Below are 26,380 nucleotides of genomic sequence, written 5' to 3'. Positions count from 1 at the left end.
AATCGCGTAAAATTCACCGCGAATTTATTCCCAACCGTTGGATGACACCATGACTGCTGCGTTAACCCCCACTTTGCAACTCGCCACCGATTTGATCCGCTGCCGCTCAGTAACACCTGAAGATGACGGCTGTCAGGAAATGATGATTAAACGCCTTGAGGCAATCGGTTTTAAAACCTCGCGTTTGCGTTTTGGTGAAGTGGATAATTTCTGGGCCGTTCGCACAGGAGCCGATGGCGATAACGGGCCACTGCTCGCCTTTGCCGGTCATACCGATGTGGTGCCCACGGGCCCCGAAACCAATTGGAATAATCCACCATTTGAACCAACCATTATCGATGGCATGTTGCATGGCCGCGGTGCGGCCGATATGAAGGGCTCACTCGCCTGCATGGTGGTCGCTTGCGAAAATTTTATTGCGCAGCACCCAAATCACAAAGGCCGCATCGCCTTTTTAATCACCAGCGATGAAGAAGGCCCGTCTGTTAACGGCACGGTAAAAGTGGTGGAATGGTTAGAAGCCAACAACACCAAAATGACTTGGTGCATCGTGGGTGAACCATCAAGCACTAATACAGTGGGTGATGTGATTAAAAACGGTCGTCGCGGTTCACTCGGTGCGATATTAAAAGTAAAAGGTATTCAAGGTCACGTGGCCTATCCACACTTGGCCGACAATCCCATCCACAAACTTGCCCCCGCTCTGGCAGAATTGGCCGCAGAGCACTGGGATAACGGCAATGAGTTTTTTCCAGCGACCAGCTTTCAAGTTTCCAATATCAACGGCGGCACCGGCGCAACCAATGTGATTCCCGGCGAAGTTGAAGTAGTATTTAATTTCCGCTTCTCAACTGAACTCACTGAACAAAAGCTGCGTGAGCGCACTGAAGCGATTTTGAACAAACACCAACTAAATTACGATTTACAATGGATTTTAAGCGGCCAACCATTTTTAACACCGCGCGGTGATTTGGTAAATGCAGCGCTTGCTGCGATTAAAACCGAAACCGGTTTGGATGCTGAATTATCCACTTCCGGCGGCACTTCCGATGGTCGTTTTATTGCACCCACCGGGGCACAGGTGGTGGAGCTCGGCCCCATCAATGCGACTATTCATAAAGTGAATGAATGCATTAGTGCAGATGACTTAAATACACTCACTAAAATTTATCAGCGCACGTTAGAAAATTTACTGACCTAAATTCCCGCTACTACTCTGCGATAAATAATAACTGCACACTACGTAATCAATTCAGGCGAGCTATGCTCGCCTGAATTTTATTCGACGTTTTATTTAGCACCTATTCCATATTTCACTCAGCATCTGATTCACCATGTCATTCAACAACTAATCATGACGACCACTTTACCTCATCACCTGCGCTCGTCGCTTAAATCATTTTTATGGAAAATGATTTATAAGATTGAAGCGTCAATATGATGGCATTGATCGCAAAATAATAATTAAAGCCATTGAAAACATTAAGAAATTCATACTTGTCATAGTTCTTGCTCATGCTTGTGTGACTGCCGAAAAGTGTCGAATTTTTGAACACGGTAACACACGCAGTAACAATCCCACCTTTGCTCATCCAGCAATTTTGTCATTCAGCAATTGAAAGGAAGATGAACATGACTACCTCTTTTTTCAGCGAAGTATTACGTATTCCCGGTGCCAAAGTATTGAGTCGCGAAGAGGCGGCTTTTCACTACGGTGCAGATACCGGCGCGAGCCAACGTTTACCCGCAGGAGCTATTGTTATTAAAGAAGTGGATGCTATTCAAGAAGTGATCGCCCTTGCCAACGAGTTTAAAGTGCCGCTCTGGCCGATCAGCGGCGGGCGCAATTTTGGTTACGGCACTTCGCTGCCAGTCGATTCGCGCAGTTTTATTATGGACTTATCGCAACTGCGCCGCGTGTATATCGATGTGAAATCATCTACCGCATTAATTGAACCCGGTGTGACCCAAGCCGATTTACACGCGGCGATTAAAAAATGCGGTGCAGATTTATTAGTGCCCACCACCGGTGTTGGCCCCAACGGCAATATTCTCGGCAATGCGTTAGATGGCGGTTATGGCTTAACGCCGATTACCGATCACTTCGATGCGATCAGTGAACTGGAAGGCTATTGGGGTAACGGCACTGAGTTTCGTCACACCTATCAAGATTTAAATTGCCCGGAAATGGCCAAACGCTGGAATGCAGGCACCGGTTATTCCTGGGCGGGGTTATTGCGCCAAGGCAACTTTGGCATTGTGACTAAGGCGCGAGTGCAATTAGCGCGCTCACCGGAAGCTACTCGAATTTTGGTATTCGAATGGAAAAGTAATGATGCATTTATCAATAGCCAAACGGAACTAAATAAACTCACCGAAGATATTCCCGGCATCGGCGGCATTATTATGATGAACGACTGCCGCATTCTCTCTACTCAAGTTGATACACCTCTGGCATCGACTCTGACGGGTGAAGCGCGTGCAGCCTATTTACAACAATTGGCAAAAGAGCGAAAAATTTCGGCTTGGACAGGGTTGGGAACTTTATACGGTTCACGTGCTGCAGTGGCTGGCTCTGTAAAAGATATTCGCCGCCGGTTAAAAAATTGCCGCGTGTGGAGTTTTAGTCCGAATCAAATTAAACAATTGCAAAAAATTCAAAGCTATTTACCACAATGGGGGTTCTCGTCCCTGCGCCGCCACTTTGGTGCGTTGGTGAATACACTGGGTACGGTAGAAGGTTATCCGATAGTAGCGTTTTTAAAAATCGCTTATGCGCTTGACCCCACCGCGAAAAAACTCGATTTGAATTCGCATCCCGCGAAAGATGGCGCCGGTATTTTATGGTATGCGCCGCTCGTGCCGTTTGCAGCGGATGAAGTAGAGCGCTATCGCACCGTGATGAGTAAATGCTTAATGGATAACGGATTTGATCCGCTGCTTGCGGTTACCTCGCGTTCATCACGCACATTGTCAGGCACAATTCCCGTTTTGTTTGATCGCAAAAATCCTGAAGATGTTGCGCGCGCAAAAAAATGTTATCGCCAACTGGTAAAAACCGGCTTGGAAAATGGCTGGCCTCCCTATCGCTTAGGAATCGACTATATGGATATGATCGCCTGCCCGGCAGATTCACCCAGCGCACAGGTACAACACCTATTAAAAAATGCGCTGGATGAAAATGCGGTAATTGCATCGGGCCGTTACGAGCACAGCAAACCCGTTACACCTTTTGTTCCAGCCGCTGTACCTGTTAAAGAAATCGAAACAGCGACAACCAGCAAGCGAATATCACAACCTGATTACCGCAAAGCATTTACACATCGTGTGAGTACAACTGAAGCAAACGAAGCGTAATAATTCAGCAATGATATTAACGTTTAATTATCGACAATAACGATACGAGAAGGACTTTCTCATGCACAGAATAACGGTACCCGCATCAGGGACGATGCCCTTACTAATCCGCTTTGGTATCCAAATTGACAATCAACAAGCTACCAGTAAAACGTTTTGGCTCCAGGCAATACCACATACACATCTCGCAATCCCAGCGTTCGTAACACTTATCGACCAATTTCAAAAATGGGCCGCGGCCTGGATCTGCTAATACCATCTTTTTTACGCCCGCACTGGCGGCACGTTTAAGCATTGCAAACCATTCATCGGTTAATTCATCCCAGAAACAAATATCGCCACCAACAATCACATCGTATTTCGCCAAATCCGCTTTTTTCATGGAACTCATCGCACCTTGGCGAGTTTTAACTTCTACGCCATTCAAATCAGCTTGCAGGTGTAAAAAACTAAAGACCTGATCATCAATATCCAGACCGGTTACTTTGTGCCCTTGATTCGCCAGAAAAATCGAGGTTGGCCCCCATCCACAGCCCACATCTAACACGCGACTTTTTTTCTTGATGGGGTTGTGCATGAAGTAATCCATCAACAAATAGCTGGAGTCCCAGTGGCGGTCACCGTGAGCGCTGGGCGCAATTTCTTTTTTTACTCGTTTGATTGCAGGGCTTTTTTCTTTGTACAACCAAATGCCATAAGCAGGAAACGTACTCCTTGCAGGAGGGGTAAATGACTCGGGCACAGTGAATCCTCGCTCGTTCCAGTTGATGTGAAAAGATAATGTCGCGTATTGGTGAAAGCTTAGTAAATAACAGCTTTTAATATTATGACAAAGTGATGTCACTAATATGACGGTGCCTTAAAGATTATCTAAGGGCTAGGGCATCAAACTGTTGCCAAATTGTTACACATTTTTACAGAGTTCAAATCACCCACAAGATATAAATCACAGTTACCTCAGACTGGTAACCAGATTTCGTACGCAGGCGGTTTAGCTGTATTGCTTTAGCCAATAGTTAACACTTTAATTTTCATGACCACATTTTTATAGGCACTTAACTAAACAGGTATTTTTTTATGTTAAACCTCCATTTTAAGACTCTCCTCACCGCATCAAGCCTTATCTTCTTGCTATCCGCCTGCGGTGGAGGAGGTGGAGGAAACACTCCAAATCCGTCATCAGCCAAAGGAAGCTCTGCGGGAATGGGCACAGGCTCAAGCCTATCGAGCAGTGCAGCGAGTATCATTTCATCGGTGGCTTCATCCATGAATTCATCTGCCGCCTCATCTACACCAACAACGGCTCGTAGAATTCCCGTTGGTGTCAACGCCAGATTAACTCCCGATCTATTTTTAATTGACACGGTGAATCTACAAAACTCATTTACATTGGAAGCGAGTCTACAAAACGGTTTTTTTACCCTACCACTCGGTGACTATAATTCAACGACCAAGGTACTCTCTAACGTCCGGCCGGGTCATGTGGTCTATATCAAAGCAGGTAAAATTTACAAAGTGAATTTGGAATCAGCGTCAACACCTATCCCGCAACAATTAAGTAACGAAACACAAGCAGCCAGTGAATGTCCTGACCCTGATAATATCGGTGTCAAGCTTCCTAATATCATCACTGGGACTCCCAGCCTTGATGGAATTAATACGATTTTATTTTATAAAGCGCTTGTGTCAGGTAATTGCGTCGAGAAAGCGGTCAACTTTTCGATGTCAGCGACCGACGCTCCGATTACCTTAGGTGGCCTTAAAATACTAACACCTTTTATTAATCCAACCTCAGGAGTTATCGCTGGATTCTTTGCAACACAAGGTAATGCGATTGGAACAGTAAACACATCTCTTGCAAACTTTTCTTCGCTTGCTACTTTTAACAACATGGCATTTGTGAATAATGCAAGCCAGAGATCTGCGCTATTATTTATAGATGGAGCCATTCGACGCTTTGACTATTCAACTAAACAACTCTCCTCCACTATCATTACCTTTCCGCAAACATCTGCAGTAGTGGGCCTTCCCGATAACAATGCTTATTATTTTTCAGGACCTCAACTGAACAATAACGGCTCAGCAACAGGTAAAACATCGCTTTACAAAATTACCGACACCGGTACACCAATGATCTCAACACTATACACAAGCAATCAAACCACTATGTTTTTACAAGCGCTGACACCCACAAAAGTGGTTATACTTGAAACTTCGGGTTACGCGACAGTTGCCAAAACGGGTAGCAGCGCGACTAATTTAAATATTCCTGCTAACGCTTCTGCTTACGGCAGCAATAAGGAACGTGTTTTTTACTCGCAAACAAGTTTTCCAACACTAACCCTCTCTAAATTTGGCTCCCTACTCTCTGACAACACGGGCGCTGTAGATTTTACCGACACCTGGGCATTCGGCGCCTATGGCCAAGCACTCGGGCTTTACGATTCGTCAGGGATTGACTCCTTTCTTATTGCTGAATTTGCGAATAGCAAAACCAATTACGCAAAAGCGAACATCCATCTCGTTAGTGGAGCTACAGGACAAAAAATTGCATTATTAGGCACCATGCCTGATGTTAGCTATGCAAATGCACAAACCGATTCATTTCGCTATGGAGCGATTGAGTTTTGTAGTGGTTTTGAAGTATCTGGATCAGTTTGCGATGCCTACTACTATTCAAATGCAGGCGGTAGCCTTACTCGGCTGACAACCAACGTCCCTTAGCCACCTCCTCTTCCCCCCTCTCCCAACGCAAGGATGCGTTTTATCTCTCCCTATTTGGAATACATAATGTGATGAAAGCAGTAACTTGGACTAAGTATGGTAACCCGAAAGTCCTAAAAATTCAGGATATTAATGAACCCACCCCCACGCACAATGAGCTACTAATCAAAATATTTTCTTCTGCTGTAACTACTGGCGACTGTCGAATGCGAAAATTTGATATACCAAAAGGTTTTTGGTTTCCAGCTCGCCTCGCAGTGGGGATATTTAAACCAAGAAGAAATATAGCTGAAATCGATTTCTCCGGTGAAGTAATCACCACAGGTAAGGATGTTATTTTATTTAAGAAGGGCGATAAAGTATTTGGCAGTACAGGAATTGCTCTTGGTACAAATGCTAAGTATGCGTGTATCGCCGAAGATAAAGCCGTAAAAAATACCAGATAAAATTTCATATACAGACGCTACTTCTTTAATTTTTGGTGGAATAACGGCGCTACATTTTTTAAAGGGAATTGTCCGAAAAGGGAGCAAAGTAATAATTAACGGCGCATCTGGATCTGTCGGTACTGCAGCAGTACAAATATCAAAATATTATAGTGCTGAAGTTACGGGCGTCTGGTCTAGTGGCTATAGGGAGCTGGTATTATCACTCGGTGCCAACGAAGTTATTGACTACACCGAAAACAATTTCACTCAAGGCCAGGTGATTTATGATGTTATTCTAGATACGACTGGCCATTTATCACTCACCAGTTGTAGCAGCATTCTCTCGCAATCGGGCAAGTTGATTCTCATCAACGCAGGTCTAGGCACTATGCTGAGATCAACAATAGACAAACGATTAATTTTCGGTATTGCTATGAAAAACAAGGAACTACTGCAAGATATTGTAGACTAATTCGAATATAAAGAGCTAAGACCAGTTATAGATAGAGTTTACCCCTTGGAAAAAATAGTAGAGACTCATAAATACGTAGATGAAAGACACAAAAAAGGAAACGTAATTTTAATCCATGAATAACATAAACCCAAAAACTTTATCGTCAGAAATTAATAGAATCTAAAACTGAGGCAACTATCAAACGTGACAACCATGAAGTCTATAATTTTGGAATTGGAAGAACAACTACGGCTAGCCATGTGTAGCTCTGATATAGTTAAACTCGACGGCTTACTTTCTGATCAGCTAATATTTACAAATCATCTAGGTCAAGTTATTTCAAAAAAACAAGACATAGACTCCCATAAAAATAAGTTATTTATAATTAATTCCATAGTGCTTTCAAACATGCAAATCCTCGAATTAGGCGATAGTGCAGTTGTTACAACCCAAGCAGAAATTTCCGGAAGCTACAATGGAGTGCCCGCGTCTAGTAACTTTCGCTTCACGCGGGTTTGGAATAAAGCTAAAAACCATTGGAAAGTTGTTTCAGGGCACTCATGTTTAATTGCATAACTGTCATTTATTCATTATGCAATGTAGGTACAACTCCTTAATGGAAATAAAAAAGCCGCAGAACATTCTGCGGCTTTCGTTCAGATTATTATTTCATTCCTAGAGTGAAACTCGACGTCTTGCCAAGATAACGGCAAACAAACCAATCGCCCACAATAAGCCCACACCCGATTCAGAAAGCCGTGTAATTGAGGTGCCTGAACCAAATAAAAAAAGATTCGATAAACCACCACCGCGCCCATCAAGATCTTTATAGCTGAAACTGCCGCTTGTAACTCCCGGAGTTACCGACCACGCAAAATAATCTGGATTGCCATTACCGTGACCAACGTGCATGGTAATTACCGCTAATCCATAGGTAGACCAAAAACTGCTGTCTAGACTCCAGGTTCCCGCAACATCATTCCCACCCCAGCTGCCACCGGTCAACGCAACGGTAAATAAATCGTCAGAGCCATTGCCCGTTAGCTCACCCTCTTTTACCCATACTCCACCAAACAGTGCAGATACCTGTGCAGGGCTATGAATATTGTCATCATTACCCGTCAGGCAAATAACCGCTGAATCAAGAGTTGCCACGCGCTCTGCATTCGGCAGGCAAGTCACTGGGGTGGCCATTGCGACCGCAGCCCACATGCCCGTAAAAGTCAACGCCAAGGCTAATTTCCATAATCTACTCATAATCGTGCCCCCAAAAATTGTGAGACGTACATCACAATAATAGCAGCAATTTCGATGCCGTCGCCGAAATCATCATTTTAATCAGCTCCTTACACCAAAACGAAACACGTTGCTGGGGATGAAAACAGTAAAAATGTTAAGAATATCGACATTTTGGCGCCAGTTATTCGTCAAAAAAATGGCAAATCATATAAACCTGTTGGCCTGCAATATAGGCTAACGCATACTTTGCGACCTCGATGCACAGCAGAGTTTAGCTATGAACCCCTTTAACCGATTTTGCTTTTGGCCCGCTTTTTTTTTCGCCCAGTTGATAGGGCTGGCATTCGTAAGCTGGCACTTGCTAGCGCAATTTCACTTCGCCTATCCACTCGGCTATCAATTATTAGACTTGGATCACCACATCGCCGAATATGCGCCACTCAACCGCTATAAAGAAGATTTTGAATTCACTTCCGCCAGCGAACATTGGCGTTTATTTGGTGAGATTAGTGATGCGGTGCAAGCCAGCGGCAATGGGTTAACGCAGATTAGTTACACCTTAAAAAACGGTCAGTTAACCGCACTTATGCACGAAGCAGAAATTGTTCACCTGCAAGATGTGGCCAAGTTAATCGATCGATTTTATTTCATAGGAATTCTGAGTTTGTTGCTATGGGCCAGTTTAATTGCCATCGCTCATCAACAAAAACTACAACTGCCATCGCTTAAAACAATCTTACTAGGGTTTTTAGTGGGCTCGTTATTAGCTTGCGCCATTCTTTTTGCCATAGGCCCAACCGCTGTTTTTTATTGGCTACATGAGCAGATATTTCCCGACAGTCACCAGTGGTTTTTTTATTATCAAGACTCGCTGATGACCACCTTAATGAAAGCACCGGATATTTTTGCGTTTATTGCCGTGGTGTTAGTTAGCCTGTTCCTGATCCTATGGTGTGCAAGCCTCTATGGGGTTAATCGCCTTCTGCAACGCACTATTTCCAAACCGCTCAGGCAAACAAAGCGGAAATAATCGCGTGCGCGCAGCATTGTTACGGAAATTTAATGGTAATGAATATCAAATGAGATTAAAGTGCGTGCAACTACACATGTCATTTGCATTTAAAATCACATTTTATAACCAATTTAAGGACTTACCATGCGTAAAACGCTCATTGCTACCTTGCTCAGTGGCCTGTTCACTTTGCCGGCTCATGCTGACGAAAATCTTTTTGGGTATATCAAAGGAGCTGAAGTCCTGCCGGATGGCGCACTGGAGTTTTATCAAGTCGTCACGCAGCGGTCCGATAAAGGTGTAGGAAAGTACACGGCGTATAACACCGAAACAGAATTGGAGTACGGCGTAAGCGATCGTTTCACAGTCAAGGGGGCACTCAAAGGCCAGGCAATTGATACATCAGGTTTATTAATCGATGCCTATATGCCCGGCGATGAAAAATACGGTTTGAAATTCCAAGGCGTAGAGATTGCAGGGAAATATAATTTTCTCAGCCCAGCCTTGGATGACTTTGGCTTGTCGGTCACTACCGGTTTGGATTATTTAGTCTTGGACCCTCATTCCGGGCGCGATAAAGATACAGTGAGTATCGATCTGGAACTGGAATTGCAAAAATATTTTATGGAAGGCCAATTAATTTGGGCGGCTAACTTTGGTACTGAAGCGACACGTGCAACCCGTAAACCCATCGACAATTTGCCTGAAGATTTTGAATGGCCTACCGGCATGGAAGTAGAAATCGAGTTTTGGGCGGGCACTGGTTTGAGCTATCGCTTTGTGCCCAATTGGTTTATCGGTGTAGAAACTCTGTACGAAACCGAATACGAAACTGAAGTTGCGATGGAGCGGCAGTCACTTTTTGCTGGCCCAAGTTTGCATTACGGCGGTGCAGACTACTGGTTCACACTGACCTACTTTGACCAGATCAGTGGCGGCGGCGAGGGCTTTGATGGCCAACCCGATGGTTTACACCTGATTGAAAAAACCGAACAGGAAATTCGTTTCAAACTTGGCCTGAATTTCTAATTATTAAAAGTCTATTCCCTCATTAAAAGACTATGCCTCGTTTAGGCGAGGCATAGGAGGATTGTTCCATGCGCAATATTCCCGGTTTTATTACCTTACCACTCGCGCTAATCACACCGGCAGTGATTGTAAGCTCTGCTCATGCGGAAGATTATTTATCGATTGCACAAGCGCAGAAAGTATTATTCCCCAACGCTAGCATTTTTTTAGAATCGGCCATTCATTTGTCTGATGAACAACGCAAGCAGATTAAAAAAATCGCCGGGGTGCGCCAACGCAACTCAATCCAACAAAATTGGCGCGCCGAACAAGACGGACAATTACTCGGTTATTTTCTTGTCGATGATGTCATCGGGAAACACGAATTTATTAGTTATGCTGCAGCCATCTCGCCAGATGGCAAAGTGATCGGTATAGAAATTTTAAGTTACCGCGAAACCCACGGCGGCCAGATTCGCAAACCCGAATGGCGACAATATTTTTCTGGGAAAACCCTGAACGATAAATTTAAACTCAACAAGGACATTCCCAACATCAGCGGCGCAACACTCTCTTGCCGCAATGTGACCGACGGCGTTAAACGCCTGCTCGCCATTCATAAAATTGCACTTACCCAAGGCTAGCAATGCTAAAACGCATGCGCCCACTGCTCGGCACATTTGTCGAGATTCAACTTGTCGATACAGGGGCGCTCGCAGAAAATCAGTGTCAGGATGCGCTCTCAGGCGCTTTTTCTGCCATAGAGCAAATTCACAACCTGCTTAGTTTTCATCAACCCTCTAGCGAATTGTCGCGCTTGAATGCCGCGCAAAATCAGTGGGTGCCACTGCACCCTCTCAGCATTCAATGTTTGAAGCTCGCACGGGCATTAACCCGCATCAGCAAAGGCACATTCAATTGCACGCTGGGCAAAGCGATTGTTGATAAAGGGGCGCTGCCCGCGCCGGATTACATCAATACGCGCAGCGATTGGCTCAGCATTGGCAATTGGGATGATATTGAAATACAAGCACAACAAGCGCGCTTGCGTCGGCCGGTGTTGATTACGCTGGATGGTATCGCCAAAGGTTTTGCGGTTGATATCGCCATTCGATACCTGCAACACCAAGGGGTAGCATCCGCGTGGATTAATGCGGGGGGCGATATTCGGGTTTATGGTAGTGCGATTATGCCGATCAGCATTAAGGATCATCTGGGGCAGCTGCATTCAATGGGCGGCCTGCAAAATGCCTCGCTGGCGACCTCAACAACACATGCTTCTGCACAATATCCGGGGCTTGTATTAGGTAATAATGCAGAGCCTGTAGCAGCGGGAACCTGGAGTGTTATTGCCAATAGTGCATGGCGTGCAGATGCGCTCACCAAAGTCGCGGTGAATTTAGCGGAACATGAGCGCAGCGATTGTCTGCGTAAACTGGGGGGCAACTGGATTGCGCTAGATTCGCACTAAAATAGCAAGCCCTACATTTCCACGCCAACAACTGTCAGAATAGCGCCCTTTATTGACATGCAACCCTGTTAAGGCTCATGAAAAAATCACGTATCAGTTTATGGTTAATTCTTCTGGCAGTCGCCATTACCGGCATTGCGCTTTTTTTTCTCGCCCCTGCGACTGAAGACGACTTCCCTCACCCGCTCAATGGCTTATTCCGCGAACTGCATGGTGTGAGTGCTATGCTTGGGGTATTTATTTTTGGCTATTTATTTTCGGATCACGTACAAAAAAAATTACCAAAAAAAAAGCGCCATTGGGATGGTTACCTGCACCTGAGCATATGGACTTTACTTATTGTTAGCGGTTTATTGCTGTACTACCCGCAGGATCTGTTGGAAGTATTCAATATTGCCGATATCCATTTATGGCTTGGTGTCGCTCTCTGCTTGATATTCCCACTGCATTTTTGGCGTAAGGCTATTATTCGTTTTTTCAAACCAACCGCACCTAATCGCCCAACTCAGTAAAATTAAGATAGCTGCTTATTAAGAGCGGATAAAAAATCCGCTCTGGTTTACAGCGTAATTAAACGCTGTTGCTTTGCACTCTCTTCCCCTGCCAATAACAACTCTACACCCAGCAGTGATTGCTGCGGCAAAAATGTCAGCGGCTCGTTGCCACTAATCGCATCCACAATATTTTTATAGTAATGCTCATAGCAACCGCGCTGACCTGGAATACTGATGCGTTTTGCTTCACCTTGATTGTGCGTGTGCAAAATACCGTAATTATCTTCACCGGGTTGTGCCCAGCCGGGCATACCGGGAATGATGCCACGCACCATTTGTGCCTCTTGCACATCTTGCCCAAATTTTAAAAAAGAACCTTGATCACCGTGAATAGCAACCGTTGCTCCTTTTTCACTAACGTAGGTACTGGAGCGAAGTATTACGCGCATATCCTCATAGTGGAATTGCACATTAAAATAATCGGTTGAACCTTCTGCGCGGCGCAGGCTGCGCATATCGGCATAGACGGCATAGGGTTTGCCGAATAGGCACAACATGGAATCCACCATATGAATGCCTAAATCAAACCAAGTGCCGGAGCCGGGGAGATTATCTTCTTTCCATTTTTTGTGAGTAATGTTGGTGCGGTAGCGATCGTAATGCCACTCCACTTCGACAATACGCCCGAGCGCACCGGATGCAATTATTTTTTGCGCATCCAAGTGATCGCTTTCCAAACGTTTATTTTGAAAAACAGACAGTATTTTTTGTTGCCGTTCGGCCAATGAAATTAATTCATTACCTTCGGCGAGGCTTAGCGTAAACGGTTTTTCTACCACCACATGTTTACCCGCCAGCAATGCCGCTTTGGTCATAGGGTAGTGAAACTCATTCGGGGTATTGACGACGACTAAATGAATATCCGGATTGGCGAGAATTTCATCAACCGTTTTGACAATATTCACCTCGGGATAATTCGCCAGCGCCGTAGGTTCACTGCGCTGTAAAATAGTGTGGAGTTGTAAGCCGGGTTCAGCGGTGATTAGCGGTGCGTGAAATACTTTGCCCGACATACCATAAGAACAGAGTGCGACATTGAGCATAAAATTTTCCAGCTAAAAAGATCAATAATGTAATTGTTAATCCGCACGTGCACGGGGTTTTAACTTTATATACACACGGCGTTTTACCCGCGCGACAAGCTGGCCGTTATTATCTTTGATATCAACTATAAACTCCGGTACATATTTTTCGCCGTTGGCTGTTTTTGCGCGGATATCATTGAGAATTTCATCGGTCAGCAGAAACTGTGCATGCACATGGGTTTTGCCGGGGGCGATGTAATCTATTTCGGCGTGTTTATCCCAGACAAAATAATCGCGCCCGAGGTTGTGCATAATCATCAACATATACCAAGGGTCAGTCATGGACATAAGGCTGCCACCGTATTGGGTGCCGACATAATTGCGGTTGTACCAACGCAGTTTTAAGGTCACATGTGTTTCTTTATAGTCTGGTGTGAGATGGGTGACTTTAATACCAGTAAAAAATAGTGGCGGCCATAAATTAACGCCAAATTTAAATACACTTGCTTTCATGTTTGAATTCCATGAAGTGCTAACGTGAATAGGACTCGCGGTGTTATTGCTGAGACACGCCGTGAACCCATCCATGGGGGCTCATCTTCGACATCCATGTCTCAGACGGTCTCAGCAATAACACCGCAAGTCCTCTGCTAATTGAGAGTCGCTTTAAGTTTTAAAGCACTCACTTATGCGAGACTAAATTTAAAACACCCGCTTACGCGGGATTATTACCACCCCATCATCGCGGCAATCGACATAGGCGGAAATGCCGTAGACTTTTTCTAAATTGTCGGTGGTGAGTACATCAATCGGTTGACCGTCTGCCACAATTTTTCCGTTTTGCAATAAGATCAAACGCGAACAAAAACGTGCCGCCAAACTTAAATCGTGTAATGCAGTTAAGACTGCACCACCGCGCTGTGCATGTTCGGCGAGCAATTCCATTACATGTAATTGATGATAAGGGTCAAGCGCTGCGATGGGTTCATCGGCGAGGATAATTTGCGGTTCGCCAGCAAAAACCCGCGCTAACAACGTGCGCTGCAATTCGCCGCCCGACAAGGTAGTGACAATGCGCTGGCGCAGCGGCTGCAATTCGGTAATGTTGAGCGCATGTTCAATGGCTTGTTTGTCTTGCCCCGATTTTCCGCTCATAGGTGTATGCCAAGGTGCGCGACCAAGACCAACCAAATGTTCAACTTGTAACGGCCAGGCCGGCGTTTCCTGCTGCGGCAAATAAGCGAGCAACTGGGCGCGCTCGCGGCCAGAAAATTGTGCCAATAATTGCGGCGGCTGATTATTGTTAGATAAATGGACTTGGCCGGAATCTGCGTCTAGCAAACCTGCCATCACCCGCAGCAATGAACTTTTACCTGCGCCATTAGGGCCGATTAAACCGATTAATTCGCCTGCGTGTAACTGCAAGCTGGCGTTATTCACAATCGCATTGCCATCGCGTACCAGCGACACTTGTTGCGCACTGAGACAGATAGGTTGGGCACTATGTGTTGTCATTTTCACGCCCACCGCGAACGGGTTTTAAGAATTAATAATAAAAAAAACGGGCCGCCGAGCAGTGAGGTCACTACACCTAATTTTAATTCGCGCGCGCTATCAAATTGGCGCACCAGAATATCGGCAAGCACTAATAACAGCGCACCGCCGAGTGCACTAGTGAACATTAATCGCCCCGGTCTATAGCCCACCAAGGGGCGCAGTAAATGCGGAATAATTAACCCCACAAAACCAATACTGCCACTCACCGCCACACAGGCGCCGACACTGATCGCAATGCCCAATAATAAAATGCCGCGCTCGCGGTGATTGTTAAAACCGAGTGAACGGGTGCTTTCTTCGCCGAGACTTAACGCATCTAAAAACCGGCTGCGGCTGAGTATTAACAGCCAGCCAATCACAGACAACGGCAACGCCATCTGCACATGATCCCAATGGCGATTAACCAGTGAACCCATCAACCAAAAAATAATTTCCTGCATCGCATACAGGCTCGGCGCAAAATTTAATGCGACGGCAATTAAGGCACCGGTAATAGAGCTGATCGCCACACCGGCGAGAATTAACGCGAGCATACTGCTGTGCAAACCCGCCAACACATATACCAGCAGCAGAGAAAACAATGCTCCCGCAATCGCCGCACTCGGCAGCCAATACCAAGCCGCTGCCGCCGCGCCAAAATACAACACCCCCACCGCGCCCAATGCCGCACCGCTGGTAACACCCAGCACTCCCGGGTCGGCCAGCGGGTTGCGCAATAAGCCTTGCATAGCGGCACCGGCCATGCCGAGTGTTGCGCCGACAATAATGGCCAGGCATAAACGCGGCAGCCGAATTTGCCCGAGAATGGTTGCCGCCAAACTTTGTTCGCCCTGCCAGATATCCGTAAAACCTTGCAGCAGCGGAATACTCGCCGCACCGCTGTTAAGCGATAAAACCGCCGCCGCGATAATCGCGCCGAGCAAGCTCAGGGTTAATGCAGTAAACGATATTTTTAGTTGCACAATTTTCTCTTTGTCTATTTCACTTCTGAACTGAGTTCGCCAATTGCTGTTTCAGTGCGATAGCAACATCGCCCAATACCGAGGTGGCGCAGCCCGATAAACCCGCCGGTAAGCGCACAATGGTAAATTCCGCATTAGCCAATGCCGGGTGCGCTAAATATTCCCGTGCCAGAGAAAAACCTTCGGCATTACTCGCTTCAATAATTAATATTTGCGGTTTGGCGCTGAGCAATAATTCCAAATCGAGTTGATTAAAGCCAAACATGCCACGCTCAGCCGCCAGATTGCGCAAGCCCGCGAGTTGCATTAATTCATGCTCCAGCGTGCCATCGCCAATCACTACACCATTTGATGAATACCAAAATGCCGTTAAGGGCTGTTGATTTTGTTTAGCCGCTCGCAACTCAGCGACTTGGGCACCGATCCGCGCGGCCATAGTGCGCGCCTTTTTACCTGCACCGACCAAATCGCCCAGTTCAATAATTTGTTGATTAATATCACTGAGCTTACGCGGCAGCGGCAAACGTGTAACCGGTTTGCCCAAACGGTTGAGCAATTCAATCGCACTGGCTGCATCGAATTCACCGGCAAGAATTAAATCCGGCGACAGCGGCACAATTTCTTCCGCAAGCCCATGATTCGTTGGAATTCCGCGTACCTGTTCTGCAATCGGTGACCACATAGGGCTTGCGGTTAAATAACTGATGCTCACCAAACGTTCGTGCGGTACCAACTCCCACAATAACTGATCGATGCAAATATTGAGCGATGCGATTCGCTGTGGCGGTGTTACTGATTGCACTTGTGACTGTGCTTGCAGATTCGCGCTGCAAACATAAAATAAAAAGCCCAGCAACCTTGCGATGGGTTTTACCGCTAACAACATGCTGCGCAACTTACACAAGCGGATTTAACCAAGCGGCACCGCGCACGCCACTGGAATCGCCATGCACGGCCGGAACTATGGGCGTATCGCACTCGCGCCCAAATACATAATGTGGCAACAACTTTGGCACCTCGGTATAAATCGCCTTGATATTCGAAGCGCCGCCGCCCAATACAATCACATCTGGATCAATCGTATTAATAATCGCGGCAAGTCCGCGTGCAACCTGGTCGAAATAATTAGCAAGCACTTCCCGCGCAACTACGTCCCCGTGCTCCGCGCGCGCTACGATTTCATCACCTTTAATTTTTTCATCGGCAATCAACTGATAGGAAAGGCACAGGCCAGTGCCGGATAAAAACGTTTCCTGGCAGCCAGATTTACCGCAATAACAAGGGCGCGCGTTTAAATCTTCCGCGCTAGTCCAAGGAAGGGGATTGTGCCCCCACTCCCCTGCCACACCATTGGGACCGACAATAGGCTTGCCTTGATAAGCAACACCGGCACCACAGCCGGTGCCAAGAATGCCCGCGAAGACCAGATCGTAACCACGAGCAGCACCATCAGTTGCTTCAGAGACTGCAAGGCAGTTGGCATCGTTAGTGACTTTAACCGCACGGTTGAGGTAGTCCGACAAGTCTTGCTGGAACGGCTTGCCATTAAGCCAAGTGGAATTGGCATTTTTCACAAAACCGGTTTTGCGTGAAATAGTCCCTGGAATACCTATGCCGACCGGCAACTGAGTTTCACCCGCGGCAGCTTCCGCTTGGGCCACTAACTGGGCGATATCGCGCAGGGTAGCTTGATAATCATCGCGCACTGTAGGCATGCGGGTGCGAAATAGCTCCTGACTTGCGCCATTGAGCAGTATCACCTCAGTTTTGGTGCCACCAAGATCAATACCGATACGGAAATCTGTCATAAAAATCAGCCTGTTAGCAAACGTGACGGGATTATAGGTGGCGCCCCTTACCCGAAGCAAATCGACACCAGCGTAAATTCAATAATGGCGAAACGGCTGCCAAGGGCTACACTCAAACACAGGCTACCAGCAGCTTGATTGGCTTAACCGTTAATGAAAGACCACCCTGCGACAGAAAGACCACATTATGACCGACACAAGAAAAAAAGCCGCTGCCAATGAGCGCCGCAAATTTAGCCGTATCCTGTTTGATGCCCACGTTGAACTGGCACAAGGCGAGTTTCATTGGCGCGCCAGTTTGTTGGATATTTCATTAAAAGGCTTGTTGTTGCAGCAAACACTGCCCAGTGAAGTTATCCATAACAAACCGATTCTGGTGAAAATACTACTTTCAGATAACACCAGTATCGCTATGTCCGTCACTGTGGCGCACCAACATCACAGTCAAACTGGTCTGGTGTGTACATCGATTGATATTGATAGCGTGAGCCACTTACGCCGGTTGATTGAATTGAATTTAGGGGATGCATCGGCTGCAGAAAGGGAGCTGTCTGAATTAATTAGTGATTATTAGCACTAAAAACTGAACTGACACGACAGTTCATCGGCCCATCCCTACAGCGGAGCCAACAAAAATAATGAGCGATGAAGAAAACAAAACAGATGATCCCAGCGGTGAGGATAAACGCCGACATCCGCGTTTTCCGTTGCGCGCGTATGCGGATTTACAATACTCCACTAAAAAATGGGAAGCGCATGTACTGGATCTTTCAGAATCGGGCGCGCGCCTTGCTATTTTAGGTGAACACCTTCTACAAAAAGGCGATCCATTGCGCGTTCATATCCAATTGGATGAGATCAATCTACTCACCTCTCCCAAAAAATTACTTAACCTGCACGGTAAGTTAATTCATGTACGCGAGCACTTATTAGGCTTTGAGTTTCAACCTGATACGCCGGTTGATAAAACATTACTCTATGAGTTGCTAACCCAGATAGAGAACAACCACTAATCAGTCTGCAATTTATGCAATACGCGGTTTTTTTTTATGTATGCCTAAGCCTGTCATTAACCCTTAGCCACAGCAGTATGGCGAGCAGTGTGGCAAACGCCGACCTGCAACTAACACTCCCCAAAGCAGGCTCATTCGAGCCAGAAATAACCGGTCACTTTTACGAACAGGCATTACGCTTGGCTCTAGAAAAAACCCGTCGCGAGCACGAGCAAATCCATTTTGACTACTATAAAGTCAGCGTAAACCGCGAACGTGCGCGACTACTAGTTAAACAGGGCATAATAGATATCATCTGGAGCAGCAGTAATAAAAAACGCGAAAACCAACTAATGCCGGTTAAATTTAATTTAATCCGGGGAATTAACGAATATCGATTGTTATTAATTCGTGCTGATGACCAACCCCGATTTGATCAAGTCAATGCCCTGAGCGACTTGCAGAAATTTAAAATTGGCAGCGGTCTTCATTGGAGTGACGCTGACATCTATCGCTTTAATGGTTTACCACTAGTAACGTCTGATGCGTATGACTCTATGTTCCGTATGCTGGAAGCCAGGCGTTTTGATTACATGGCGCGCAGCATCCAAGAGGTCATTAATGAACAAGAACAATACCCCGCACTGAGGCTGAGCATTGAAAAAAATTTGATGATTCACTATCAACAACCGATTTATTTTTTTGTAAACAATAATAACCCCGCACTGGCGGAACGAATTCAACGCGGGCTGGAAATAGCTCGTGAGGATGGCAGCCTCGATATTTTATTTTTTAGTGTTCACTCTTTCCGCGAGGCATGGCAGCAACTGCAACAACTCGATCGTAAAATAATAGAGCTGAGAGTACCTGAGTAATATTTGTCAACGAACGGCGCCATTAAAGCGCCTCAAGCGCTTCTTGCAAATTTTTAACTGCAACCACTTCAATTCCCATATTTTTTTCCCGTGGGGCATTGGCAAACGGCACTATCGCGCGTTTAAAACCATGCTTGGCCGCTTCGCGCAAACGCTCATGACCACTCGGCACCGGGCGAATTTCACCCGACAACCCCACCTCGCCAAACACAATTAAATCCTGCGGTAAAATGCGGTCGCGAAAACTTGAAACAATGGCGAGCAACACTGCCAAATCGGCGCTGGTCTCCATCACTTTTACACCGCCTACCACGTTCACAAATACATCCTGATCGCCCACCATAATGCCACCGTGGCGATGCAATACTGCGAGCAACATGGCGAGACGATTTTGATCCATACCCACCGCCACGCGGCGCGGATTGCCGAGATGACTGTCATCAACCAGGGCTTGAATTTCGATCAGCAAGGGGCGTGTCCCTTCCCACATCACCATCACTACTGAACCGGATGAAGGATCTTCTGCACGCTGTAAAAAAATCGCCGAGGGATTATTCACTTCGCGCATGCCCTGTTCGGTCATCGCAAAAACACCCAATTCATTGACCGCACCAAAACGATTTTTATTGCCACGCAAAGTGCGAAAACGTGAATCGTTATCGCCCTCTAACAAAATCGAACAGTCGATCATGTGCTCCAGTACTTTCGGGCCAGCGAGTGAGCCGTCTTTAGTCACGTGGCCTACCAAAATTAATACTGTGCCGGTTTGTTTGGCAAAACGGGTGAGGTAGGCGGCGCTTTCGCGCACTTGTGAGACCGAACCGGGAGCAGAGGAAATATCTTCCATATGCATAACTTGAATCGAGTCGATCACCATCACTTTCGGTGCGACTTTTTGTGCGATTGTACAAATGCCTTCGACACTGGTTTCGCTGAGCATTTGCAATTGATCGGTAGGCAAACCCAAACGCTGGGCGCGCATCGCCACCTGTTGCAGCGACTCTTCACCCGTGATGTACAGCGCAGGCATAGTGCGCGCCAAATTACACAGGGTTTGTAACAGCAAAGTCGATTTGCCCGCGCCCGGATTGCCCCCGATCAACACCACCGAGCCTGGCACAAAACCGCCGCCAAGCACACGATCAAATTCACCGGCACCGCTGCTAAAACGCGGCACATCGTTGAGCGAAATTTCGGCAAGCGTTTGAATTTTATTGCCCGAGGCACCGCCAGCATAACCTTCAAATTTTGCCGAACGGTTAGCGGGAGTTGGGCCTAAACGCACTTCACTTAAACTATTCCATACCCCACATTCAGTGCACTGTCCCTGCCATTTTTTATAATCGGCGCCGCAATCGGTGCAGACAAATGCACTTTTGGTTTTGGTGGACATAATTTATTTCTTTTCGCTAGTGAGTTTTAAATAAGCACCCAAGCCTACCAACAATGCCACCGCAGCAAACAGCATAAACACAGCGGAGTTTAGATGAGTAGCATCGCCGAGCAGGGATTTAAACATCAACAATAGGGATTCAATCGATACCGCAATCACAATCGCCGACATAAAACGTGCAATAGTGCGGCGCGTGGAGCCTGCGTGATGTATATCTTTATGCAACAACACTTCTTCTTCGAGAATTGTTTTTCCCAAATCAAAAATCGCCAAGCCCAGGGTAACTAAAATGACCGATTGGAACGCTTGGGTTGCGGTATTGGTATGCTCATGAATCATTTCATATAACGACTGGCCAGCTGAATATAGCAACAGCATGGACACCACAACCAACATAATGCCGATGATGCCGTAAATCACTTGAAACACGGGATGCACAACCCTGCGCAAACTATCGCCATTTAAAAAAGTAATCAGCTTTTCCAAATTAAAATTAATCACCACATAGCGAGTGGTATTTTCAGCATCAACAAAACGTTGCACTGCAGAAATAGCCAGTTGATGCGTTGCGCTGGAAAGGTAGGCCTGAGTCACCGTAATCTTTGAGCTATTATCGCGCGCCGACCTGTAGTAAATACGATTGCTGCGATCTGAACCAAAACCCGGCTCACGCCGCTTAGGGTCAGGAACCGTAGGCGATGCTGCCGACTCGGTCGTTTGCACACCGTTTTCATCGAGACAGTAGAGCAACTCAACAAATGGATAGGATTTGTGCAACCGTTTGACGACTTCGTTTAGTTGCTCTTGAGACGTTGCCAATTTATTGGGTGATAGTGAACTCACAATCGACTCCAATAAACGTTCGATTTGTGCTTGATATTCGTCGTACTTTTTAAGCAGATATAGATAATTGCGTGGGGTCATAATTCAACTCATCAACATAGCGGGCCTGCAAATTGGTCGGCAGTTTACCTTAGTTTACTTGCAGTTATTGCGCCATCACCGCGTAAAACTCTAGCGATAAAAAAACCCCGGAAAACCGGGGTTTGATTGAATCGGATTGATGATGTTCGGAGGCTATTCGATATTGCCTGGCGCTCCCGCGCCTACGGACACATTGCCGCTATTTAAGATAAATGTGACTACCTGGGTTTGCAGCTCGCTAGTCACATTCAAAGCGCCATTCTCAGGTCGCAACAATGAAACATGGCCGCCCGCAGTGAGCTTGACATAACCGCGCCCCAACTGGGTAGAACCCAAGCCCAATTGTGTTGCGCCCAGCAGAGAGGCCATAGCCGAGGTTCCCGCTAATGGGGCACTCGCCGCACCATTGGGGATTACTACATCGCCATTGATCTGTTGCACCAGCGTTGGCACGCCCAGCGCCGCCAATGTCTGCATATAGTTCACCGGATCGCCCGCGTCCATCGCGCTTTGTGCTGCATAGAGGAACCGCTCATAATTACTGGTACCGACATTTACGCCACTGGCCGCCAAGCCACCGTTAATTACCGGTGTAAAGGTCGCAGAATTCACCAGAATTTGCGCTACTTGCGTGCCTGCTGCACTGGTTACCAAACCGCGAATAGGGTTGAGACCGGAGGGCAGACCAACCAACGCATCATTGGCGATTGCCATTTGGTTAACAGTCGTAAACACACTGCCCAAAATGCCACCCAGTGAGACACCCACTACATAGACACGATTTACATCTAAACCAGTAGTAACAGATTTGCGAATCTCGGTATTCACTCCGCCAAGGCTGGCATTGAGGTTGAGCAAATCCATCACCGCCTGACGGTTGTTATCGCGCGTATTAGTCAGATAACCGAGATTAATAAATTGCGCACCCGAGCCATCGGTTGCACCGGGAGCAGTAAAGTTCATGGGTGCAGGTGCACCACCAACTCCCGCGACATTGAAATGGCGCTCATGGGGCGCATTGGCGCCATAAAGTGCGACAAAAGGAATCGATTGGCTTTTTTCAACGTTGAGTACTTTCACCAAGTCACTGTTAGCGGGAATGCCATGTACCGGTAAATCGATAGCGACCGTAGCTATACACTGGCTCGCCAGCGTATGACCCAGCGCCAACACTGAGGCGCGATCACTGGTAATACCATGCACGTAGATTACGGTGGGATAGCCTGTGGCTGCGTAGATCTGACCGCAGTTAGCGGCTCCTGCATAACCGGGCACCCAATTATCCTGTGGCATAGTGACTTGCAGAGGCACAGATTCATCGCCCGTTTTAGCCGCAAAGGGATAGCGATAAGTGACGTTGTAACTGCCGTCTACATCAGCGGGCACAGTCACCCCCAAGGCGCCCGCAAGCGTGAGATCTGGCTTCCAATTGCGCTTCAGGTATTCGCCAAAGGGTAACCCTGTGGCTGCGGTTTGGTAGTAAGGAAGTTTGATATAGCCGGTGTACAGCTTGCCGACATTGGCAGCCAGTGCAGGGCTAAAAGTATTGAAATCGATACCTGTAAGCCCTGACACACCCAGATCACGTTTTTTCGGCGTGGACAAAAGGCCGATTGAATCCAGAGTCACAGCATTTGCCACCGCCGTTGCAGGTGCTGCCCCTGCCGCAATTTGAGTGCTGGCAACCGCCGCGCGGGGTGATGCCATAGCAACCAAGCCGGTGACTGGATCAGTTGTGGTGAAGGTATAGGTCAACACTAACTTTTCTTTCGCTGTTGCAGCCGTCAGCTGGCCGCCACTCACTGCCGCCAGAAATCCACTGGCGAGTGTCTCCCACCCGATAATGGCTGAGCGCACAGGTAACAGCGAGCTAAGTGTTTGGTAGTTAGGATCGCGCAGGGAGTTGTAGCTCCAGGAGCGGGTCAGGCTGGCGCCACTGGCATTTTTCACATCATCAGTGATAAACACCAGATATTTGGTTTTGGACTTAAGCGGTTTGGTTGGGCGAATACGGATCACATTATTTGTTCCGCCATCCTGCGACACCACCACCACATCATAGTTAGCTGGGCCAACCACCCCGACAATATTGGCAGGATTTAACGCATCCTTCCCGCCGGTATTCAATTCAATCAGAAACACACTTTTGGATGCCAGAGCTGTCGCCGGATTTACACCGTCACTGATTAAAATATCGAAAAACGCCGAGCTGGAAAAACCATCCAGCTGATTCATAGTCGCGCGCACCGGGTCAGTCGCCGCGCCCAGATTGGCGGTGCCATCCGTTGTGGCCGCGGCAGCAAAAATCAGGTCGGTATTGAACGGAAGGTCAGCAATTACCGGATCAAAACGCGGATGAGTGCCCGCAACAAAGGCATTAGGGCCCGAAGGTGCCGGTGCTTTTTCGGTGCCACTACCGCCACCGCACCCTGTCAAAAGCAGCGATGGGAGCACAAGGGAAGATAGCAGAAACCAATTAACATTATTTTTCATGATCACTTCCTGAACAGGTGTTATGGGAATTATGTAGAAAGTGTAGTCAACTTTTGCCAAGGTGCGAGTCTGCAAGCTATAGATGTGCAATGGATCGCAGGAACAGCTTACAGCCCCAATAAAAAAAGCAAACCATTGCGGGTTTGCTTTTTACGAATCAAGAAAGCAGTTAAAAGGATTATCTATGAATTGACCAGTTAAACCGCAATTTCCGCCAGATTGCCCTTTTCTTCCAGCCAGGTTTTTCGATCCCCCGCGCGCTTTTTAGCGAGCATCATATCCATAATTTGCATGGTGCCGTCATCTTCACCAATAGTGAGTTGCACCAAACGACGGGTATCGCGCGCCATGGTAGTTTCGCGCAACTGCAAAGGGTTCATTTCACCCAAACCTTTAAAGCGCTGCACATTAGGTTTACCCTTTTTATTTTCAGCGGCGATGCGATTGAGTACGCCGTTTTTCTCACCTTCATCCAGTGCGTAATACACTTCTTTGCCTATGTCGATACGGTACAGCGGTGGCATAGCCACATAGACAAAACCATTGCGGACCAACACCGGAAAATGTTTTACAAACAGCGCACATAACAGCGTGGCGATATGCAAACCATCTGAGTCCGCATCCGCCAGAATACAAATTTTGTGATAGCGCAGCTCGCTCAGATCTTCACTACCCGGGTCCATACCAATCGCGACGGAAATATCATGCACTTCCTGGCTCGCCAAAATCTCGCCGGAATCGACTTCCCAGGTATTCAGGATTTTTCCGCGCAATGGCATGATCGCTTGGAATTCTCGGTCGCGCGCCTGCTTGGCAGAGCCGCCCGCTGAATCCCCTTCCACTAAAAACAATTCACTGCGCGCCGGATCGCCACTGGAGCAGTCGGCCAATTTTCCCGGTAATGCTGGACCTTGGGTGACACGTTTGCGCTCAATTTTTTTACTGGCACGCACACGTTTTTGTGCGTTGCTAATACAAAATTCGGCGAGTTTATCGCCATCTTCCGTGTGCTGATTTAGCCAAAGTGCAAACGCATCTTTTGCAATGCCAGATACAAAGGCAGCGGCTTCACGCGAGGTTAAACGCTCTTTGGTTTGGCCAGAAAATTGTGGGTCGGCGTGTTTATACGAAAGTACATAACAGCAAGCGCTCCACAAATCTTCCGGTGCGAGTTTTATGCCGCGCGGCAACAAATTGCGAAACTCACAGTAATCGCGCAGCGCATCGAGTAAGCCGGTGCGCAAGCCATTAACGTGAGTGCCGCCCTGCGCAGTAGGAATCAGGTTGACGTAACTTTCTTGCACTAATTCGCCGCCATCCATCAACCATTGCACCGCCCAAGTCGCGGCTTCAGTTTGGCCGCTGAAATCGCCGACAAACGGATGTTCAGGTAAGGTGAGCCATTCTTGTGTTGCGCCGGCGAGATAATCGGTTAAACCGTCTTCGTAATACCACTCATCTTTTTCGCCGGTTTGTTCATCTAAAAAGGTGACCGATAAACCGGGACACAATACTGCTTTTGCGCGCAGCACATGACGCATACGAGTGACAGAAAATTTATTCGAATCAAAATACATCGGGTTCGGCAAAAAATGTACGCTGGTGCCGGTTTGACGCTTGGGGCAGGTATCGATAATTTCCAAGTCGCTGGCTTTATCGCCGTTGGCAAAACCCATTTGATACACATTGCCATCGCGCTTCACGGTGACAATTAATTTTTCTGACAATGCGTTTACTACCGACACACCCACGCCGTGCAAGCCGCCGGAGAATTGGTAATTTTTATTAGAAAATTTACCGCCCGCATGGAGCGTACACAAAATAACTTCAACACCGGGTTTACCCTGCTCCGGGTGAATATCTACCGGCATACCGCGACCGTCATCAATCACGGTAATCGATTGATCTTTGTGCAAAATAACATTGATTGTTTTTGCATGCCCTGCAAGCGCCTCATCAACTGAGTTGTCGATAATTTCTTGCGCGAGATGATTCGGGCGCGTGGTTTCGGTATACATACCGGGGCGCTTTTTAACCGGGTCTAATCCCGTGAGTACTTCAATATCTTCTGCGGAATAATTAGCCATTTTATTTTCTATTTACC

Annotated in this window: 26 protein-coding genes and 1 pseudogene; 14 read left to right on the top strand and 13 right to left on the bottom strand. The window is 47.0% G+C overall.

Annotation, left to right across the window (positions count from 1 at the left end; translation table 11 throughout):
* The first annotated feature begins 49 nt into the window (after positions 1-49).
* Both dapE and AC2CG4_RS00190 read left to right on the top strand, forming a co-directional pair.
* Positions 50-1,201 carry a succinyl-diaminopimelate desuccinylase gene (dapE, locus tag AC2CG4_RS00195; RefSeq protein WP_484484337.1) on the top strand — a complete coding sequence of 384 codons (1,152 nt, stop codon included), beginning with the start codon at positions 50-52 and terminating at the stop codon, positions 1,199-1,201.
* A gap of 431 nt (positions 1,202-1,632) precedes the next feature.
* Positions 1,633-3,357, top strand: coding sequence for an FAD-binding oxidoreductase (locus tag AC2CG4_RS00190; RefSeq protein WP_484484336.1), 1,725 nt, complete (start codon positions 1,633-1,635; stop codon positions 3,355-3,357).
* Positions 3,358-3,460: 103 nt separating this feature from the next.
* Here AC2CG4_RS00190 and AC2CG4_RS00185 read toward each other — a convergent pair whose 3' ends face one another.
* Both AC2CG4_RS00185 and AC2CG4_RS00180 read right to left on the bottom strand, forming a co-directional pair.
* On the bottom strand, positions 3,461-4,099 hold the full coding sequence (locus tag AC2CG4_RS00185; protein WP_484484335.1) for a class I SAM-dependent methyltransferase: 639 nt from the start codon (positions 4,097-4,099) through the stop codon (positions 3,461-3,463).
* A gap of 313 nt (positions 4,100-4,412) precedes the next feature.
* Positions 4,413-4,625 carry a hypothetical protein gene (locus AC2CG4_RS00180; protein WP_484484334.1) on the bottom strand — a complete coding sequence of 71 codons (213 nt, stop codon included), beginning with the start codon at positions 4,623-4,625 and terminating at the stop codon, positions 4,413-4,415.
* Here AC2CG4_RS00180 and AC2CG4_RS00175 point away from each other — a divergent pair.
* The 4 genes and pseudogenes from AC2CG4_RS00175 (at position 4,624) to AC2CG4_RS00160 (ending at position 7,539) form a co-directional block, all read left to right on the top strand.
* Positions 4,624-6,081 carry a hypothetical protein gene (locus AC2CG4_RS00175; RefSeq protein ID WP_484484333.1) on the top strand — a complete coding sequence of 486 codons (1,458 nt, stop codon included), beginning with the start codon at positions 4,624-4,626 and terminating at the stop codon, positions 6,079-6,081. The genes AC2CG4_RS00180 and AC2CG4_RS00175 overlap by 2 nt on opposite strands.
* 71 nt (positions 6,082-6,152) lie before the next feature.
* Complete coding sequence (locus AC2CG4_RS00170; RefSeq protein WP_484484848.1) at positions 6,153-6,527, top strand: alcohol dehydrogenase catalytic domain-containing protein; 375 nt, start codon at positions 6,153-6,155, stop codon at positions 6,525-6,527.
* Positions 6,517-7,104: pseudogene (locus AC2CG4_RS00165) on the top strand (NAD(P)-dependent alcohol dehydrogenase). The gene AC2CG4_RS00170 and the pseudogene AC2CG4_RS00165 overlap by 11 nt, the downstream one beginning before the upstream one ends.
* Positions 7,105-7,176: 72 nt before the next feature.
* Positions 7,177-7,539 (top strand): nuclear transport factor 2 family protein, encoded by a 363-nt coding sequence (locus tag AC2CG4_RS00160; protein WP_484484332.1) that lies wholly within the window; start codon positions 7,177-7,179, stop codon positions 7,537-7,539.
* Between the two features lie 99 nt (positions 7,540-7,638).
* Here the strand turns inward: AC2CG4_RS00160 and AC2CG4_RS00155 are convergent, their stop codons facing one another.
* Positions 7,639-8,220, bottom strand: coding sequence for a hypothetical protein (locus AC2CG4_RS00155; RefSeq protein ID WP_484484331.1), 582 nt, complete (start codon positions 8,218-8,220; stop codon positions 7,639-7,641).
* A gap of 259 nt (positions 8,221-8,479) precedes the next feature.
* Between AC2CG4_RS00155 and AC2CG4_RS00150 the strand changes: the two genes are divergently transcribed.
* The 5 genes from AC2CG4_RS00150 (at position 8,480) to AC2CG4_RS00130 (ending at position 12,205) form a co-directional block, all read left to right on the top strand.
* Positions 8,480-9,232: a lipoprotein intramolecular transacylase Lit gene (locus AC2CG4_RS00150; protein ID WP_484484330.1), complete on the top strand. Its 753-nt coding sequence runs from the start codon at positions 8,480-8,482 to the stop codon at positions 9,230-9,232.
* A 126-nt stretch (positions 9,233-9,358) separates the two neighbouring features.
* Positions 9,359-10,243 carry a DUF6662 family protein gene (locus AC2CG4_RS00145; protein WP_484484329.1) on the top strand — a complete coding sequence of 295 codons (885 nt, stop codon included), beginning with the start codon at positions 9,359-9,361 and terminating at the stop codon, positions 10,241-10,243.
* A gap of 68 nt (positions 10,244-10,311) precedes the next feature.
* Entirely contained in the window at positions 10,312-10,866 is a 555-nt protein-coding gene (locus AC2CG4_RS00140) for an FMN-binding protein (protein ID WP_484484328.1), read from the top strand.
* A gap of 2 nt (positions 10,867-10,868) precedes the next feature.
* Positions 10,869-11,693 carry an FAD:protein FMN transferase gene (locus AC2CG4_RS00135; RefSeq protein WP_484484327.1) on the top strand — a complete coding sequence of 275 codons (825 nt, stop codon included), beginning with the start codon at positions 10,869-10,871 and terminating at the stop codon, positions 11,691-11,693.
* Positions 11,694-11,770: 77 nt separating this feature from the next.
* Complete coding sequence (locus tag AC2CG4_RS00130; protein ID WP_484484326.1) at positions 11,771-12,205, top strand: hypothetical protein; 435 nt, start codon at positions 11,771-11,773, stop codon at positions 12,203-12,205.
* A gap of 47 nt (positions 12,206-12,252) precedes the next feature.
* On the opposite strand, the gene AC2CG4_RS00125 is transcribed toward AC2CG4_RS00130, so the two are convergent.
* The 6 genes from AC2CG4_RS00125 to AC2CG4_RS00100 all read right to left on the bottom strand — a co-directional run bounded on the left by AC2CG4_RS00125 (position 12,253) and on the right by AC2CG4_RS00100 (position 17,599).
* Positions 12,253-13,290 carry a Gfo/Idh/MocA family oxidoreductase gene (locus AC2CG4_RS00125; protein ID WP_484484325.1) on the bottom strand — a complete coding sequence of 346 codons (1,038 nt, stop codon included), beginning with the start codon at positions 13,288-13,290 and terminating at the stop codon, positions 12,253-12,255.
* A gap of 36 nt (positions 13,291-13,326) precedes the next feature.
* Entirely contained in the window at positions 13,327-13,785 is a 459-nt protein-coding gene (locus AC2CG4_RS00120; RefSeq protein ID WP_484484324.1) for a DUF4442 domain-containing protein, read from the bottom strand.
* A gap of 189 nt (positions 13,786-13,974) precedes the next feature.
* Positions 13,975-14,787, bottom strand: coding sequence for an ABC transporter ATP-binding protein (locus tag AC2CG4_RS00115; RefSeq protein ID WP_484484323.1), 813 nt, complete (start codon positions 14,785-14,787; stop codon positions 13,975-13,977).
* A 2-nt stretch (positions 14,788-14,789) separates the two neighbouring features.
* Positions 14,790-15,791, bottom strand: coding sequence for a FecCD family ABC transporter permease (locus AC2CG4_RS00110; RefSeq protein WP_484484322.1), 1,002 nt, complete (start codon positions 15,789-15,791; stop codon positions 14,790-14,792).
* A 19-nt stretch (positions 15,792-15,810) separates the two neighbouring features.
* Entirely contained in the window at positions 15,811-16,677 is an 867-nt protein-coding gene (locus AC2CG4_RS00105; RefSeq protein ID WP_484484321.1) for an ABC transporter substrate-binding protein, read from the bottom strand.
* A 10-nt stretch (positions 16,678-16,687) separates the two neighbouring features.
* Positions 16,688-17,599 (bottom strand): ROK family protein, encoded by a 912-nt coding sequence (locus tag AC2CG4_RS00100; protein WP_484484320.1) that lies wholly within the window; start codon positions 17,597-17,599, stop codon positions 16,688-16,690.
* Positions 17,600-17,786: 187 nt separating this feature from the next.
* On the opposite strand from AC2CG4_RS00100, the gene AC2CG4_RS00095 reads away from it, so the two are divergent.
* The 3 genes from AC2CG4_RS00095 (at position 17,787) to AC2CG4_RS00085 (ending at position 19,466) form a co-directional block, all read left to right on the top strand.
* On the top strand, positions 17,787-18,173 hold the full coding sequence (locus tag AC2CG4_RS00095) for a PilZ domain-containing protein (protein WP_484484319.1): 387 nt from the start codon (positions 17,787-17,789) through the stop codon (positions 18,171-18,173).
* Positions 18,174-18,237: 64 nt separating this feature from the next.
* Positions 18,238-18,612, top strand: a complete 375-nt coding sequence (locus tag AC2CG4_RS00090; RefSeq protein WP_484484318.1) for a PilZ domain-containing protein — start codon at positions 18,238-18,240, stop codon at positions 18,610-18,612.
* Positions 18,613-18,626: 14 nt separating this feature from the next.
* A complete protein-coding gene (locus AC2CG4_RS00085; protein ID WP_484484317.1) occupies positions 18,627-19,466 on the top strand; it encodes a substrate-binding periplasmic protein in 840 nt (279 codons plus the stop codon).
* Positions 19,467-19,488: 22 nt separating this feature from the next.
* Here AC2CG4_RS00085 and radA read toward each other — a convergent pair whose 3' ends face one another.
* From radA to parE, 4 genes are all read right to left on the bottom strand, one after another.
* Positions 19,489-20,859, bottom strand: a complete 1,371-nt coding sequence (gene radA, locus AC2CG4_RS00080; RefSeq protein ID WP_484484316.1) for a DNA repair protein RadA — start codon at positions 20,857-20,859, stop codon at positions 19,489-19,491.
* Positions 20,860-20,862: 3 nt separating this feature from the next.
* The gene (locus AC2CG4_RS00075; RefSeq protein ID WP_484484315.1) at positions 20,863-21,783 is read right to left on the bottom strand and encodes a PDC sensor domain-containing protein; all 921 of its coding nucleotides are present in this window, start codon (positions 21,781-21,783) and stop codon (positions 20,863-20,865) included.
* A gap of 153 nt (positions 21,784-21,936) precedes the next feature.
* Positions 21,937-24,276 (bottom strand): hypothetical protein, encoded by a 2,340-nt coding sequence (locus AC2CG4_RS00070; protein WP_484484314.1) that lies wholly within the window; start codon positions 24,274-24,276, stop codon positions 21,937-21,939.
* Between the two features lie 197 nt (positions 24,277-24,473).
* Positions 24,474-26,363, bottom strand: a complete 1,890-nt coding sequence (gene parE, locus AC2CG4_RS00065) for a DNA topoisomerase IV subunit B (RefSeq protein ID WP_484484313.1) — start codon at positions 26,361-26,363, stop codon at positions 24,474-24,476.
* Between the last annotated feature and the right edge of the window lie 17 nt (positions 26,364-26,380).

The sequence above is a fragment of the Cellvibrio sp. ATLC23 genome (genome assembly GCF_057196725.1).
Note: the sequence above shows the minus strand (reverse complement) of the source record. Positions and strands in the feature narration are given on the sequence as shown.